The organism is Halorussus limi (assembly GCF_023238205.1).
GTDB lineage: Archaea > Halobacteriota > Halobacteria > Halobacteriales > Haladaptataceae > Halorussus > Halorussus limi.
Map to the genome: position 1 here is coordinate 3,449,541 of NZ_CP096659.1, position 14,366 is coordinate 3,463,906.

Sequence of the window (14,366 nt, forward strand, 5' to 3'; positions counted from 1 at the left end):
GGCCGGCGTCTCCGAAAATCAGACGCCGATAACGGTTTGGAGTACGGCAGTAGGTAGAAACTTCTATTTGCCCACAGTCCAACCCTCCGAACGGACAAGTATGAGTCAATCGTACAATCGAGGCCTCGTCGAAGACTTCGGCCGGTGGCGGGAGTTCACGGCCGGGATGTGGGCCTGGATATTCCACAAGTTCACCGGGTGGGTACTCGTCGGCTACCTGTTCACTCACATCGCCGTACTGAGTACCGCAATCTCCGGTGCCAACGCTTACACGGACACGATTCAGGGGCTCGAAAGCCTGCTCGTGGTCCGCGTCATGGAGGTCGGCCTGCTGGCGGTCGCCGTCTTCCACATCTTGAACGGGGTCCGCCTGCTGTTCGTGGACCTCGGACTCGGACTCGAATCGCAGGACAAGAGCTTCTACGCATCGCTGATAGTCACGGGTGTCATCGTGCTGGCGAGCATCCCGACGTTCCTGGAGGGGGCGTTCTAAGATGGCCGAGCGTTACTCCTCGTTCCAGAGCGGGAGCGCGTCGTGGCTCCTCCAGCGAGTCACGGCGGCGTTCCTCGTCGTGGTGCTGGCGTTCCACTTCTTCCTCCTGCACTTCCTGAACCACGCGTCGGAGGTGACGTTCGCCGGGACGACCGCTCGCATGAGCGAGTGGGGCTATCTCGTCACGATGGTTCTGTTCCTGCTGACCGCGACGTTCCACGGCGTCAACGGCGTCTACGCCGCACTGCTGAATCAAGGCCTGACGGGCACGAAGAAGACAGTGGTCAAGGGCGTCCTCGCTATCGCCGGTCTCGCGCTGGCGGCGCAGGGCACCTACCTCGCACTCGTCATGAACGGAATGGTGTAAACATGAGCACGCAAGTACCAGAAGAGAAAGAGCAGAGCGAGACCGAACAGGAGGTCAACGCCGAGACCGAGGCCGAGATTACCGAAGGCGCCTCGTACGGCGACCAACGACGCTCCCAGCGAGACGCTCAGCGCCGGGAGTCGGTGTCCGGCGCACCCGTCGACATCGAGGGCGAGTCCTTCGAGTTGAAGGTGTTCCGCTACGACCCCGAGGTCGAGGGGAAGATGGAGCCGCGGTTCGACGACTTCGCCGTCCCCAAGCAGAAGGGGATGACGGTCCTCGACGCGCTCATCTACGCCCGCGACCGCTACGACACCACGCTGACCTTCCGGCACTCGTGCCGACAGGCGGTCTGCGGGTCGGACGCGCTGTTCATCAACGGCCGCCAGCGACTCGGCTGTCAGACCCAGATTTCGGACCTCGAAGAACCGGTCCGGGTCGAACCGCTCCCGCATCAGGACGTGGTGAAGGACCTCGTCGTGGACATGGAACACTTCTACGACCAGATGCACGCGGTCGAGCCGTTCTTCCAACCCGACGAGGAACCGGACGGCGACCTCGAAGAGTACCGACAGACCCGCGAGAACCGCGAGAACATCAAGATGTCCACGCGGTGCATCTGGTGCGGTGCCTGCATGTCCTCGTGTAACATCGCGGCCGAGGACAACCAGTACCTCGGTCCGGCGGCCATCAACAAGGCCTACCGGTTCGCCATGGACGAGCGCGAAGGCGAGGACATGAAGGAACACCGGCTCAACGTGATGGACCAGGAACACGGCGTCTGGCGGTGCCAGACCCAGTTCTCCTGCACCAACGTCTGTCCGAAGGACATCCCGTTGACCGAACACATCCAGGAACTCAAGCGAGAGGCGGTCAAGCAGAACCTCAAGTTCTGGTAACAACGGACGAGATTCAAAACTATGCACGAACACGACGTTCTGGTAATCGGCGGCGGCGGTGCCGGACTTCGCGCGGCCATCGCGGCCCACGAGGAGGGCGCGGACGTGGCTATCGTCACGAAGCTCCACCCCGTGCGAAGCCACACCGGCGCGGCCGAAGGCGGTATCAACGCGGCGATTCGCGAGGGCGACGACTGGGAACTCCACGCCTACGACACGATGAAGGGGTCGGACTACCTCGGCGACGCCCCCGCAATCGAGACCCTCGCGCAGGACAGCCCCGAGGAGACGGTCCAACTCGAACACTGGGGGATGCCGTTCTCCCGCGAGGACGACGGCAGAGTCTCTCAGCGACCGTTCGGCGGACTCTCCTTCCCGCGGACGACCTACGCCGGGGCCGAGACCGGCCATCACCTGCTCCACACGATGTACGAGCAGGTCGTCAAGCGCGGGATTCAGGTGTACGACGAGTGGTACGTCTCGAACCTCGCGGTCACCGACCACGACGACCCCGCCGACCGGGAGTGTCACGGCGTCGTCGCCTACGACATCAAGACCGGGCAGGTCGAGGGCTTCAAGGCTCGAAACGGCGTCATCCTCGCGACGGGCGGCACCGGACAGGTGTACGACCACACGACCAACGCCGTCGCCAACACCGGCGACGGCGCGGCGATGGCCTACCGGGCGGGCGTCCCGCTCGAAGACATGGAGTTCGTCCAGTTCCACCCGACGACGCTCCCCTCGACGGGCGTCCTCATCTCCGAGGGCGTCCGCGGCGAAGGCGGCATCCTCTACAACAGCGAGGGCGAGCGGTTCATGTTCGAGTACGGCTACGCCAAAAACGACGGGGAACTGGCCTCCCGCGACGTGGTGTCGCGCGCGGAACTCACGGAGGTCAACGAGGGCCGCGGCGTCGAGGACGAGTACGTCTACCTCGACATGCGTCACCTCGGCGAGGAGCGCATCACCGACCGACTGGAGAACATCCTCCACCTCGCGCGGGACTTCGAGGGCGTCGACGGTCTCGAAGAGCCGATGCCGGTCAAGCCCGGCCAGCACTACGAGATGGGCGGCATCGAGACCGACGAGAACGGCGAGACCCTCATCGACGGGCTCTACGCCGCGGGCGAGTGTGCCTGCGTCTCGGTCCACGGGTCGAACCGCCTCGGCGGCAACGCCCTGCCGGAACTCATCGTCTTCGGCGCGCGCGCCGGTCGCCACGCCGCTGGCGCCGACGTAAGCGAGGCGGAGATTACGACGGGCAAGACCGCCGAAATCGAGGAAGAGGACGGTCTCGAAACGCCGGTCGAACCCGGTGCGGTCGCCACCGACGACGAGGACGTTGCGGCCGACGGCGGCGACGTTTCGGCCGACGGCGGCGCGGCGGTCGTGGAACCCGACGAGACGGTCCGCAGCGCGGTCGAGCGCGAGCGCACCCGCATCGAACGGCTGATGGAGAAAGACGACGGCATCCAGCACGCCGAGTTGCGGGCCGACCTCCAGAAGTCGATGACCGAGAACGTCAACGTCTTCCGAAACGAGGAGGGCCTCAAGCAGGCGCTCGAAGACATCCGTGAGGTCCGCGAGGCGTATCAGGACGTGTACGTCAACGACCCGTCGCGGACGTTCAACACGGACCTCATCCACACCATCGAGACCCGCAACCTCATCGACCTCGCGGAGGCCATCACGCTCGGCGCGCTTGCCCGAGACGAGTTCCGCGGCGCCCACTGGCGTCAGGAACACCAGGAGCGCAAGGACGACGAGTGGCTCAAGCACACGATGCTGTCGTGGAACGACGGCACGCCGGAACTCTGGTACAAGCCGGTCATCCTCGAAGGGCAGGACAAGACCTACGAACCGAAGGAACGCTCGTACTGAGCGCCGCCCCGTACGCGCCTCGTTTTTCTGGTCTCTCCGACCCCGCAGAGCCGTAGCAAAACGAGTAGTCCGGGACTTCCGCTCGACCCACCGCTCCGTTCGACCTACCCGCTGACTTCGAGCGGCGAGACGGGTGACGGAACGTCTCCCGACCGTCGGCCACCGGGCCGTCCCGTCAGGCCTTCACGACGTAGGTCCCGGCGAAGTTGTCGAAGACCCGCCGGTTGTGGTCGTCTATCGCTATCGCGGCGAGCGCGACCGCGCTGGTGAGCCAACTGAACAGGATGACCGCGGGGACGTTCCGAACGAACGCTTGGCCGACCGACGCCGCCTCGCCGGTCCGGTTCACGACTCTGATACCGGCCACACGCTTGCCGATAGTCTGGCCGTTCCAGAACCCTTCGAGGAGACCGCCGTAGAGCGGGAGGGTGAGGAAGGCGATTCCGACGTACCCCTCGACGGCGGCCTCGCTCTCGGGGCGGACCAGAGCCGCGAGGCCGACGGCGACGACCATCACCTGCACGAACAGCAAAACGAGGTCGACGACTTGGGCACCGATTCGGGCACCGACCACGTCGGTCGACGAGCGGTCGGGTCTGTGGTAGCGGGAGGGCATCGACGGAGACCTTTCGCTGGCGGTTTGTAATCCCGTCGGTCGCGTGTCGTCTTTCGGCCGACTCGCAGAGCGGTCCCGTCAGCCCGCCAGTCCGAGCGCCGCCAGCAGGTCGATGCCCGCGCCGAAGTACTCGACCGTCTTGTAGCCGACGTAAATGCCGACGATGCCGACCAGACCGGGGAGCCGTGGCGGTGCGGGCAGCGGAATGCCGAGGAAGGTGAACAGCGCGCCCGTGACGAACCCCGTCAGGAGCGCGAGGAGCGTGAGTGTCACGTTCATGGATGGGTGGATTAGCCCGGGAGTTAGAAGCAGTTTCGGATTCCCGGTTCCGGGGTCTCGTGTCGCCGAGCGCGCCGCCGGCAGTCCGTGCCGCCGGAAATCCGTGCCGTGCCGCCAAACGACTTCGGGGAAGGCGTCGCTCGGCGGTCGACACCGGAGCGCCTGGAATCGGTCGAGGCGAAAAGAGGGCCGTCTACCGCGTCAGCGCCACTGCGATAGCGTGTTCGATTCCTCGAAGGGCATCGCGATGTACGCCTCGTCGTTCGACACGTCGGCGATGACGGTCGTGCGCTCGTCGTCCGTCTCGTCGACCGCGAACATGATTTCGCCGTCCTCGAACGATTCGTCCAGTTCTGCGGTGGGGAGTGTCCAGCTCAGGGTAGATCACCGTAGTTCGGTTTCGGTACTCCAGTTTTAGTCGCGAGAGGGTCTTTAGTATACGCCACCCTCCCGCTCGTAACGGGAGGTTACGGCCACCGTACCGCCGCAAAACGGTGCGAAACGGAAAGCAACTGACACTGCTTCGGGAGGTCAGTCGCGCAGGCGGACCGCGACCAGCGCGGCCGCGACCAGCGCGACCAGCGTCACGCTGACGCCGAATCCGGGGACGCCGCCGTCGGCGTCGGTCTGCGTCGTACCGGTCGTCGCCTGCTGGCCCTGCGCGGCCACCTCGACCTTCACCTTCTTCGTCACCGTCGCGCCGTACTCGTCTTTCGCGACCACAGTGACGGTCCGAGTGCCGGGCGACCCGAAGCTGTGTTCGACCGATTCGCCGGTGACCGCTCCGTCGCCGAACCGCCACGTCACGGTCACGTTGCCGACATCGTCGGACACGTCGGCCGAGAACTCGCCGGCCTTGCCGACCGTCATCGAGTCGGGCGTCTCGACGTTAATCTCGGGTCGGTCGTTGACCACCAGCGTCTTCGTCGCGGTGTCGCGAAGGCCGTGCTGGTCAGTGACCGTCAGGTTCACCGTGCGCTTGCCCGGCGAGTCGAAGCTGAAGTTCGCGGCCTCGCCGGTCGCGGACTTCGCGCCCACCGACCACTCGTAGGCGGTCAGGCTCCCGTTCTCCGCGGTCGAACCGCTGGCGGAGAGCGCGACCGATTCGCCGACCGGAACCGCCGTCCGGGCGTCGATGCTCGCGGAGGGCGCGGGCACGCTCGTCACCGCCAGCGTGCCGGTTCCCCCGACGTCGGCCGAGAGGACGGCCGTGCCGTTCGAGTCGGAGACGACGGTCGTCTCCAGCAGCGACCACCCGTCCGCGGTCCGCTGGGCGACGCGCACGTCCGAGAGGTCCGACTCGACCGCGCCGGTTCGGACCGCGAACTCGACCGTCGCCGACCCGTTTTCCAGCGCCGGGGGACCGTTCATCTCGACGGCGTAGAGCGCGTCGCCCGGCGGCGAGAGCGCCGACGCGTTGGTCCGTTCGGCGACCGCGAGGACGCCCGAGACGTTCGAGTCCGCGAGCGTGACCGCTCGGACCGGCGACCCGTCGAGGGTCACGGTCGTTCCGGTCCGGTTCGCGTCGGCGTCCTCGATGGCGGCCACCGAGGGGCCGCCGACCCGGACGACCCATCCGTCACGGCTCTCGCCGTAACTCGTCGATTCTCCGACGGCGAGGAAGCCGCCGCCGTGGCCTTCGACGACCGGCCAGAACTTGTCCCAGTAGCTGTCGCCGTAGGTCTTGCCCCAGTCGCGTTTGCCCGAACTGGCGGTCTTCACGATCCATCCGTCGGCGCCCTCGTCGCCGAGGACGTGCTTGGTGCCCGAGACGACGTAGCCGCCGTCGGGGTCGTTGTGGATGCCGTAGAACGCGTCCGACCGCTCGGTGCCGAACGTCCGGCCCCACTGTCGCTCGCCGTCGCCGTCGATCTTGAGCATCCAGCCGTCCTGTTCGCCCGCGCCCTGACTGGCGGTCCGTCCCGCGAGGACGAACCCGCCGTCGGAGGCGACCGTCGCGTCGTGAATCCGGTCGTACTCCGCGCCGCCGTAGGTCTTGCTCCAGTCGCGTTCGCCGTCGCCTTCGACCTTCAGCACCCACGCGTCGGCGGGGTCGGCCCGGTCGCTCGTCGTCGTACCGGTCATCAGGAGGTGGCCCCCGTCGGTCACGAAGATGGAGTTGACGTACTCGTCGGACCCCGCGCGGGGCGTGTCGTAGGTCTCGCTCCAGACCTTGTCGCCGCCGCGGGTCAGTTGCATCGTCCACGCCTCGGCCGACCCGTCGTCGTCGGTCCAGCCCGAGACGTAGATGTTACCGGCGGACTTCGCCAGCGACCAGAACTCCTCGGGGCCGCGCTCGCCGTAGGTCTTCGACCAGCGCTTCTCGCCCTCGGGACCGACTTTCAGCACCCAGCCGTCCCACGCGTCGCCGGACGACTCGGCCGACATCCCGGCGAGCAGGTAGCCGTCCTCGACCTTCTCCACGTCGTAGATGCGGTCGACGCCGGACTCGCCGTAGCTTCGCTCCCACTTCGTCTGGCCGGCCCGGTCGAGCATGGCGACGTAGCCGTCGTGGGCACCCTCGGTCGAACTGTTCGACCAGCCGACGACGAGGTAGCCGCCGTCGACCTTCACGCCGGTGGCCAGTTTGTCGTCGTCGCCGCCGCCGACCGTCTGAGACCACCGCGCGGACGGACCCGGCGCGTTGGCCGCCTCGTCGGGTGCGCTCGCGTTCGCACCCCCGGCCGCCACCGGACCCGCAATCGGGGCCGCGGCTATCAGCACCGCGAAGACCGCGGCAACCACCGTTCGTCTCACGACTCGTTCCTCCCGTCCAGAACCGTTGTTTCGCGTTTCGAGAGCATAGTATCGACCCGTTGTCCCGATTATCCCGGGATTATCGCTGTTCTCCCCGGCCAGAGAGCGCCGGGGCGAACGTTACTCCACATATGGCCGCGTTCCGGTCTTTGTTATACGCGGACTGACGGTCTCGAAGCCCCGACCTGACGCGGTTCCGGCGGGCGTCGCGAACGGACGAGCGAAGCCGAGAAACGGGGCGTCGCCGTTTCACACCGACAGTAAGCTCGGCTTACCGCCCGACACTCGGGAGATAACAAAGTGGCAATCCTGCGTTGGAGTGGGGTAATGAGCCGTCGAACCAGCTTCGATAGCCGCCGAACCGGCACGGAGGCGATGTCGGTCGAACCATGAGTCACGAAACGCCCGCCGACACGTGGGTCGACCGCCTCGCGCGCCCCGCGCTCCCGGTCGACCTCCTCGCGGTCGTCGGCTACGTCGCGGTCGCGGTCGTCGTCCTCTCGCAACCCGGCGTCTACGGGACGCCGCTGGCGGCCGCCATCGGGCTTCCGCTCCTGTTCTTCGCGCCGGGGTACGCGCTCGTCTCGGCGCTGTTCCCCGGCGCGACCCCCGACGACGCCCGGGCCGACGTGACCCTCGCCGACGTGCGCCAGCACGGCCTCTCGGGCAACGAGCGCGCCGCGCTCGGCTTCGGGGTCAGCCTCGCACTGCTCCCGGTGTTGGGCGTCGCGGTCGCGGTCTCGCCGTGGACCATCGCGCCCGCGACCGTCTTGCTGTCGGTGGCGCTCGCGACGGTCGCGTTCGCGGTCGTCGGGGCGGGCCGACGACTCCGCCGACCCGCGGACCGCCGGTTCTCGCTCCCGGTCGGGGCGTGGCTCGACGACGCCCGGCGGTCGGTTTCGACCGGGCCGCTCTCCGACCGCGTCCTGAACGTCGGTCTCGCCGTCGGGGTCCTGCTGGCGGTCGGCGCGATGGGCTACGCGGTCGCCTCGCCCGGGCCGGGCCAGAGCTACACGAGCATCGCGCTGCTCTCCCAGAACGAGACGGGCGAACTCGTCGCGGACGACTACCCCCGGACGTTCGAGCGCGGGCAGAGCAAACCGCTGGTCGTCGAGTTGACCAACCACGCGAGCCAGCCGACCGACTACTCGGTGGTGGCCGAACTCCAGCGCGTCCGGAAGGCCGACGACGGGGGCGCGAAGGTGGTGCAGGACCAGCAGATGGCGACGTTCACGCCCACCGTGGGACCGGGCCAGACGTGGCAGACCACCCACGAGGTCACGCCGACGATGACCGGCGAGAACCTGCGTCTGACCTACCTCGTCTACGAGGGCGACCCGCCGAAGAACCCGACCACGGAGAACGCGTACGACCACGTCCACATCTGGGTGAACGTGACGGCATGACCGGCGACCGGACTCCGGGGGCGAGACACCGCTAACCTATGTGGCCGTGGGAACACCTCGCGGTCGGCTACCTCTGTTACTCGCTTCTGGTCCGACTCTCCGGTCGGGGAGCGCCCCGGCCGTGGCCGGTCGTCGCGCTCGCGGTCGGCACGCAGTTCCCCGACCTCGTGGACAAGCCGCTGGCGTGGACGGTCGGCGTCCTGCCGTCGGGCCACTCGCTGGCCCACTCGCTGTTCGCGGCGCTCCCGGTCGCGGCGCTCGCGGTGACGGTCGGGGCGGCGCTCGGACGCCGGCGAGACGGGAGCGAGCGCGTCGGCGCGGCGTTCGCGCTCGGCTACCTCAGCCACCTGCCGGCCGACGTGTTCTACCCGGCGCTGGTCGGCGGCGAACCCAACTACGGCTTCCTGTTCTGGCCGGTCGTTCCGGCGGCGGAGACCGAAGTCGGCGTCGGGTTCGCCGAGATGGTCCGACTGCTGTTGGGCCGGTACGTCCGGCGGTTGGCCCGCGGCGAGGTGTCGCCGTACCTCGCGGTCGAACTCGGCCTGCTGGCGTCGGTGTTCGGACTCTGGGTACTCGACGGCCTGCCGCCGCTCCGATGGGTCTGGTCGCGGGTCGTCCTCGGTCGGCCCGCCGAAGAAGCGTCGTAGAAACTATCAGGACGAACATAACAATGGTTCGAGGAGACGGAGACGACGACGTGAACGGTGACGAGCGGACGGCGACGAGACGCGCGTACCTCCGGACCGCCGGGACCGCCGCGGCGGTCAGCGCGCTCGCGGGGTGCGGCCAGCGGGACCGCGGGTCGACGACGAGAGAGTCGACCGCCGCGACGGCGACCGAATCGACGACGGGCGAGACCGCGAATCCGACCGAAACCGGCGAATCGACCGCGTCGCCGACGCCGAGCGAACTGGTCGAGCGGCGCGGCTACGAGTCGGTCGTGAACGTCGTGGACGCCGGGGCCGACCCCAACGCCGAGGAGTCGATTCGGCCCGTCCTCGAAGCCAACGCCGGGGACGACACCCTGCTGTACTTCCCGACCGGGCGCTACCGACTCGACGAGTGGCGCGCGACCGACTACCGGAACCTCGGCGTGGTCGGCGACGACGCCGTCCTCGTCCCGCCCAAGGGCGTCAACTACTGGCTGATGTGGGGCGGGTTGAGCGACCTCCTCTTCGAGGGGTTCACCGTCGACTGTCGGCCCAACGACGTCGCTCCGGTCGCCCACGTCGGCACCGCCGGCGGCAAGAGCGTCGTCCGAGACGTGGCGGTCCGGGGCCACCGCCACGCGCCGCGGACAGCCTTCGAAATCGAAGTGACCGACCCCGAGGGCGAGTTGACCTTCGAGAACGTCTCGCTCCCCGACGGGTCCACGACCGGCCACGCGATGTACGTCTTCCCCCAGAGCGTGGGGAAACTGACGTTCCGGAACTGCCGCCTCGAACACTGGAAGGAGGGACTGTACGCCGCCTACCACCGCGGCCCGCTCCGTATTCTGGGCGGTTACTACGCCAACAACGGCATCGAGCAGGTTCGCGTCGGCGGCGGAACCAGCGGTGCGCTCGTCCGAGGCGTGACCGTGCGCGTGGACAATCCCAAGCAACCCCAGCACAAGCCGAACATGCGGGGAATCTGGGCCGAGGAGGGCGGTCACGTCCGCATCGAGGACTGCGACATCGCCATCACCGACCTGACCGGCACCTACAGTTCCGGCGGTATCGTCGTCGGCCAGCAGTTCGGCGAGGTGACGGTGACCGACACCGAAATCCGGACGGACGTCGACGCGTACGCCGTCAGCGTCCGGGACCCCATCGAGAGCATGGCCGGCCAGACCGTCCCGAGCATGGACCGCCTCCCGAAGCGCACGCGGGTCACGGTGCGGGACCTCCGCGTTTCCGGGAGCGCGAAGACCGGAACCGCGGTCCGCGCGGTCAGACGGGACGACTGCCGGTTCGAGCGGGTCTGCATCCAGCACGGCGGGTCGCGCGACGGCATGGCCTTCGCGGACGCGGAGGGGTGTGCGGTCCGGAACTCGACCATCGACGTGGGCGGCGAGGCCATCCGGACCGAGAACGCGACGGTGACCAAGCGCAGCGTCCGGACCGACGGGTCGTGCTGATTCGGCGTCGAGAAGTGACTGTAGCCACTTCTTCCATCCCTAAATAATTCCAACATAACGAAATACATTGCTCTCGGCGTGGGTTTTTGCGTCTGCACGCCGAGCGGTCGGTATGCCACGCGTCGCACTCATCGCGCACGACGACGAGAAGCCCGTGATAATCGACCTCGCTCGGGAGTACGAGTCGCTGCTCTCGACGTTCGACCTCGTGGCGACCGGCACGACCGGCGAGCGAATCGCCGAGGAGACCGGTCTCTCCGTCGAGCGCAAGGAGTCGGGACCCATCGGCGGCGACACCCAAATCGGCGCGGAGGTCGTCGAGGAGCGACTCGACGGTATCGTCTTCCTCCGGGACCCGCTGACCGCCCAACCGCACGAACCCGACATCACCGCGCTCCTCCGCATCTGCGACGTTCACGACGTGCCGATGGCGACCACCCGGACCTCCGCGGAGTTCCTGCTCGACGGACTCGCCGCCGAAACCGGCGAGTCGGCCCGCGGTCAGATGTAGCCGAGGTCTTCGAGTCGCTGTTCGACCGACCCGTCGTCGCCGGCGTCGGACCGGTCGCTCCCGAAGGGGACCTCGCCGTAGTCGGCCCGCGGCGGGTCGTCGGTCAGCAGGCCGTCGGGGACTTCGCCGGTCACGCGCGCGGGCACGTCGAGGCCCGCCGCGGCCATCGCGACGGGTGCCACGTCGGTCAGCGAGAGCGCGCCGGGCCGGGAACCGTCCGCGTCGAGCGCGGCGTCGGCCGCCCCGTCCGCGAACGCCGGACCGTCGGCGATGAAGACGCCGTCGCGCTTGTGGTCGTGGGCCTCGGTCGCCACGAACTCCTGGCCGATGAGGTTGGTGCTGAGCGTGTGGTTCATCTCCGCGGGCATGAACAGCACGTCGCAGGCGCGCTCGGTGAAGGGGCCGTCGTACACCTCCTCGCGCCGCCGGACCCACTCGAACACCGGGTCGCCGTCGGGAGTCCGGAGGTCCGAGAGCGTCCGAATCAACTCGTCGCGCACGCCCTCGTACTCCTCGGGCGTGACCACGCCGGAGGGTTCCCGGCCCACGAGGTTGACCCGGACGCCGAGTTCGACGCTCCGGCAGTAGGCCTTCGAGTTGGCCCAGTCGACGCCCTCGCTGGCGGCCGACACCGCCTCGTAAGGCAGGACGTCGGTCAGCAGGTCGCCCACGCCGAGTCGCGTGGCCAGCGAGTAGGCGTCGCCCGGCGTCACGCCGACCGTGTCGAGCGCCGTCGTCGCGGCCGAGACGACCTGCCCAGTGACGGACGGACCGCTCGCGCCCTCCGGCCCGCCCGCGGCCCCGTCCGCCGCGCCGGTCAGCGTCGCCTTCTCGGTCATCAGACTCGGCCCCGACGACTCGGTCGTCGTCTCCACGAACCCGGCGTTCCGGAGGACCTCGTTGAGGTAGACGGTGTAGCCGTCGAGTTCGCCCATCCCGTGGTCCGAACAGACCACGACGTTGGCGTCGCCCGCGGCCTCGCGGACCCGACCGAGGACCTCGTCCGCGCGCTCGTACGCGCGACGGAACGTCTCTCGGTCGTCGAAGTCGTGGAAGACGGTGTCGGTCTTCTGGACCTGCACGATTGCGACCCGCCAGTCGTACTCGGTCAGGAGGTACTCGGCGGCCTCGCCGCGCGTCCGAATCAGGTCGAGGTAGCCCTCGCGCTTGCGGTCGCGGTCGTCGCTCGACTCGGCCTCGGAGTAGATTCGGTACTCGCCCTCGACCGCCTCGGAGAGCTCGTCCCGGATGCCCTCGGGATACCCCGAGTCCGTCTCGCGGGCGAGGTATCCCGGCACGAGGACGCCCGCGACCGGTTCCGCGGGGTGGGTCACGGGCACGTTGCAGACCACGACCGGTTCGTCGAGCGCGGTCAGGTAGTTCCACACCGCGGGCCGGCGGACGCGGTTCCGCGAGACGAGTTCGGCCTCGTCGGGGTAGCCCCCAGTGCGGTGGAAGAAGCCGTAAGTGCCGTGGTGGCTCGGGTCCGTTCCCGTGTACATCGAGGGCCACGCGCTCCCGGTCCACGGCGGGAACGTCGATTCGAGGGGAGCCTCGACGCCCTCGCTCCGGAGGCGGGCGAACTCGGGGAGCGACGACTCGAACTCGTCGAGGTATCTGAAATCCATCGCGTCGAAGCCGACGACCACGGTTTTGTGTTTGCTCGACATCGGTGTCTCACGGTCGATTCGTTCGACCGCTCTCGGCGAGACCCACGTCCGCTCCCGGTATTGTTCTCGGGCGCTTAGCCCGGCGGCACCGAGCGTCTAACCCGCTCTGACGCCTCGTTAACGCGGCCGGCGACAGGCGGTGCCTGCGGCTAACCCCGCCGAGCGCACGCGGTGCCTGCGCGGCGACCGGTCGAGAGAACGCCGTTCCTATCGGTCCGTCGAGCGTGCGAACGCGACGACTGACGCTCGGCGCGCGGTTTTACGCCGGACTTGACCGACTGCGCAGGCGGAGGCTATCGCCCGGAGGGTCGGAGAGAAGGAGTGCGGCCGAACCGAGCGACGCCGGCCTACCGGAACTTCTTGTAGACGCTCGACAGCGCGTTGGTGACGGCGGTTCCGGTCTCCATCGTGTAGTACGACCGGAGTTCGGGCGCGAACTTGGCCTTGTAGCCACAGAGGCGTTCCTCGTTCGCGCCCACGAGGTCGTAGTTCTCGATACCGCGGTCCATCGCGTCGGTCATGATGGCCCAGTCCACGAGGTCGTTGACCGGCAGGTCGTGGTCGTGCTTCGCGCCGCCCTGCCACCGGTAGACGGTGTCGCCGAACTCCAGCGCGACCATCCCGCCGGCGACCTCGCCGTCGATTTCACAGGCGTACGGCCGGACCGAGCCCTCGGGCAGGCGGTCGTAGAGGTCGGTCACGAACCGGGGCGTCACGCCGTAGCTCTCGTCCTGTTCGTCGTGGCGGGCCCGGACCTGCGAGATGATCGTCCGAATCTCGTCGGTACCGCCCTCGTAGACGCGGTAGTCGCCGTCGGTCCGGATGTTGTTCCGGGCGTCGCTCGAGAACGACATCAGCACGTCCTCCTCGCCCGGCGTCAGGTCGACCGAGTAGGTGTGGCGCACGTCGATTTCGAAGTCGTTCCACTCGAAGGGCCGCACATCTCGGTAGTCGGGACCCGGCCGAATCTGAGTGTGCTTCGGGCCGAGTTCGCGCTCGACCCAGTCGAGACACCCCTGCACGAACCGCTTGTTCCGGCGCTCGCGCTTCCGGCGCTTGAGCTTCCGGTGGTTCAGAAGGGCGGGGCCGAGATACGTGACCCACAGGCCGGGTGCGGGCGAGAACGCCATCGACATCCCGCCCTTTCGCTTCTCGAAGACCGGAAGGATACCGACCGGTTCGTGACCCTTGTAGCCCGCGAGGAGATGGAGGTCGGCGTCGGCGTGGTCGGCCTGCACCGCCAGCGACTCCCGGTAGTGGAACGGGGTCGCCTGCGGCGACCGCTCGACGAGGTCGTTCCACTCGTGGTGTCCGAATTCCGCCGCGCGTCCGATACTGATGCCTTGTCGCTCGATAGTTACGCTCATA

At 68.0% G+C, this 14,366-nt stretch carries 14 protein-coding genes; 8 read left to right on the forward strand and 6 right to left on the reverse strand.

Going from position 1 to position 14,366, the window contains the following annotated elements:
• Nucleotides 1–100 precede the first annotated feature (100 nt).
• The 4 genes from sdhC to M0R89_RS17670 are packed head-to-tail and all read left to right on the forward strand — an operon-like array spanning nt 101 to nt 3,640.
• Nucleotides 101–493, forward strand: a complete 393-nt coding sequence (sdhC, locus tag M0R89_RS17655) for a succinate dehydrogenase, cytochrome b556 subunit (RefSeq protein ID WP_248650392.1) — start codon at nt 101–103, stop codon at nt 491–493.
• Between the two features lies 1 nt (nt 494).
• On the forward strand, nt 495–860 hold the full coding sequence (locus tag M0R89_RS17660) for a succinate dehydrogenase/fumarate reductase transmembrane subunit (RefSeq protein WP_248650393.1): 366 nt from the start codon (nt 495–497) through the stop codon (nt 858–860).
• 2 nt (nt 861–862) lie between these two features.
• Nucleotides 863–1,759, forward strand: coding sequence for a succinate dehydrogenase/fumarate reductase iron-sulfur subunit (locus M0R89_RS17665; RefSeq protein ID WP_248650394.1), 897 nt, complete (start codon nt 863–865; stop codon nt 1,757–1,759).
• A gap of 21 nt (nt 1,760–1,780) precedes the next feature.
• Nucleotides 1,781–3,640 carry an FAD-binding protein gene (locus M0R89_RS17670; RefSeq protein ID WP_248650395.1) on the forward strand — a complete coding sequence of 620 codons (1,860 nt, stop codon included), beginning with the start codon at nt 1,781–1,783 and terminating at the stop codon, nt 3,638–3,640.
• A 175-nt stretch (nt 3,641–3,815) separates the two neighbouring features.
• Here M0R89_RS17670 and M0R89_RS17675 read toward each other — a convergent pair whose 3' ends face one another.
• From M0R89_RS17675 to M0R89_RS17685, 4 genes are all read right to left on the reverse strand, one after another.
• Nucleotides 3,816–4,256 (reverse strand): RDD family protein, encoded by a 441-nt coding sequence (locus M0R89_RS17675; protein WP_248650396.1) that lies wholly within the window; start codon nt 4,254–4,256, stop codon nt 3,816–3,818.
• Nucleotides 4,257–4,334: 78 nt separating this feature from the next.
• Nucleotides 4,335–4,535 carry a XapX domain-containing protein gene (locus M0R89_RS17680; RefSeq protein WP_248650397.1) on the reverse strand — a complete coding sequence of 67 codons (201 nt, stop codon included), beginning with the start codon at nt 4,533–4,535 and terminating at the stop codon, nt 4,335–4,337.
• 201 nt (nt 4,536–4,736) lie between these two features.
• Nucleotides 4,737–4,913, reverse strand: coding sequence for a DUF7556 family protein (locus M0R89_RS23560; protein ID WP_438267687.1), 177 nt, complete (start codon nt 4,911–4,913; stop codon nt 4,737–4,739).
• Between the two features lie 153 nt (nt 4,914–5,066).
• A complete protein-coding gene (locus M0R89_RS17685) occupies nt 5,067–7,292 on the reverse strand; it encodes a PKD domain-containing protein (RefSeq protein ID WP_248650398.1) in 2,226 nt (741 codons plus the stop codon).
• Nucleotides 7,293–7,681: 389 nt separating this feature from the next.
• On the opposite strand from M0R89_RS17685, the gene M0R89_RS17690 reads away from it, so the two are divergent.
• From M0R89_RS17690 to M0R89_RS17705, 4 genes are all read left to right on the forward strand, one after another.
• Nucleotides 7,682–8,698, forward strand: a complete 1,017-nt coding sequence (locus M0R89_RS17690) for a DUF1616 domain-containing protein (RefSeq protein WP_248650399.1) — start codon at nt 7,682–7,684, stop codon at nt 8,696–8,698.
• Between the two features lie 38 nt (nt 8,699–8,736).
• Entirely contained in the window at nt 8,737–9,345 is a 609-nt protein-coding gene (locus M0R89_RS17695; protein WP_248650400.1) for a metal-dependent hydrolase, read from the forward strand.
• Nucleotides 9,346–9,368: 23 nt separating this feature from the next.
• The gene (locus M0R89_RS17700; RefSeq protein ID WP_248650401.1) at nt 9,369–10,817 is read left to right on the forward strand and encodes a hypothetical protein; all 1,449 of its coding nucleotides are present in this window, start codon (nt 9,369–9,371) and stop codon (nt 10,815–10,817) included.
• A gap of 112 nt (nt 10,818–10,929) precedes the next feature.
• A complete protein-coding gene (locus M0R89_RS17705) occupies nt 10,930–11,328 on the forward strand; it encodes a methylglyoxal synthase (protein ID WP_248650402.1) in 399 nt (132 codons plus the stop codon).
• Here the strand turns inward: M0R89_RS17705 and M0R89_RS17710 are convergent.
• Nucleotides 11,319–12,998: an alkaline phosphatase family protein gene (locus M0R89_RS17710; RefSeq protein WP_248650403.1), complete on the reverse strand. Its 1,680-nt coding sequence runs from the start codon at nt 12,996–12,998 to the stop codon at nt 11,319–11,321. The genes M0R89_RS17705 and M0R89_RS17710 overlap by 10 nt on opposite strands.
• A gap of 347 nt (nt 12,999–13,345) precedes the next feature.
• Nucleotides 13,346–14,365 (reverse strand): lipid II:glycine glycyltransferase FemX, encoded by a 1,020-nt coding sequence (locus M0R89_RS17715; RefSeq protein ID WP_248650404.1) that lies wholly within the window; start codon nt 14,363–14,365, stop codon nt 13,346–13,348.
• Nucleotide 14,366: the final 1 nt, after the last annotated feature.

Excerpts from the sequence above, each read along its gene's own strand:
- sdhC (WP_248650392.1), top strand. The coding sequence starts at position 101 with ATGAGTCAATCGTACAATCGAGGCCTCGTCGAAGACTTCGGCCGGTGG.
- M0R89_RS17660 (WP_248650393.1), top strand. The coding sequence starts at position 495 with ATGGCCGAGCGTTACTCCTCGTTCCAGAGCGGGAGCGCGTCGTGGCTC.
- M0R89_RS17665 (WP_248650394.1), top strand. The coding sequence starts at position 863 with ATGAGCACGCAAGTACCAGAAGAGAAAGAGCAGAGCGAGACCGAACAG.
- M0R89_RS17670 (WP_248650395.1), top strand. The coding sequence starts at position 1,781 with ATGCACGAACACGACGTTCTGGTAATCGGCGGCGGCGGTGCCGGACTT.
- M0R89_RS17675 (WP_248650396.1), bottom strand. The coding sequence starts at position 4,256 with ATGCCCTCCCGCTACCACAGACCCGACCGCTCGTCGACCGACGTGGTC.
- M0R89_RS17680 (WP_248650397.1), bottom strand. The coding sequence starts at position 4,535 with ATGAACGTGACACTCACGCTCCTCGCGCTCCTGACGGGGTTCGTCACG.
- M0R89_RS17690 (WP_248650399.1), top strand. The coding sequence starts at position 7,682 with ATGAGTCACGAAACGCCCGCCGACACGTGGGTCGACCGCCTCGCGCGC.
- M0R89_RS17695 (WP_248650400.1), top strand. The coding sequence starts at position 8,737 with ATGTGGCCGTGGGAACACCTCGCGGTCGGCTACCTCTGTTACTCGCTT.
- M0R89_RS17700 (WP_248650401.1), top strand. The coding sequence starts at position 9,369 with ATGGTTCGAGGAGACGGAGACGACGACGTGAACGGTGACGAGCGGACG.
- M0R89_RS17705 (WP_248650402.1), top strand. The coding sequence starts at position 10,930 with ATGCCACGCGTCGCACTCATCGCGCACGACGACGAGAAGCCCGTGATA.
- M0R89_RS17710 (WP_248650403.1), bottom strand. The coding sequence starts at position 12,998 with ATGTCGAGCAAACACAAAACCGTGGTCGTCGGCTTCGACGCGATGGAT.
- M0R89_RS17715 (WP_248650404.1), bottom strand. The coding sequence starts at position 14,365 with ATGAGCGTAACTATCGAGCGACAAGGCATCAGTATCGGACGCGCGGCG.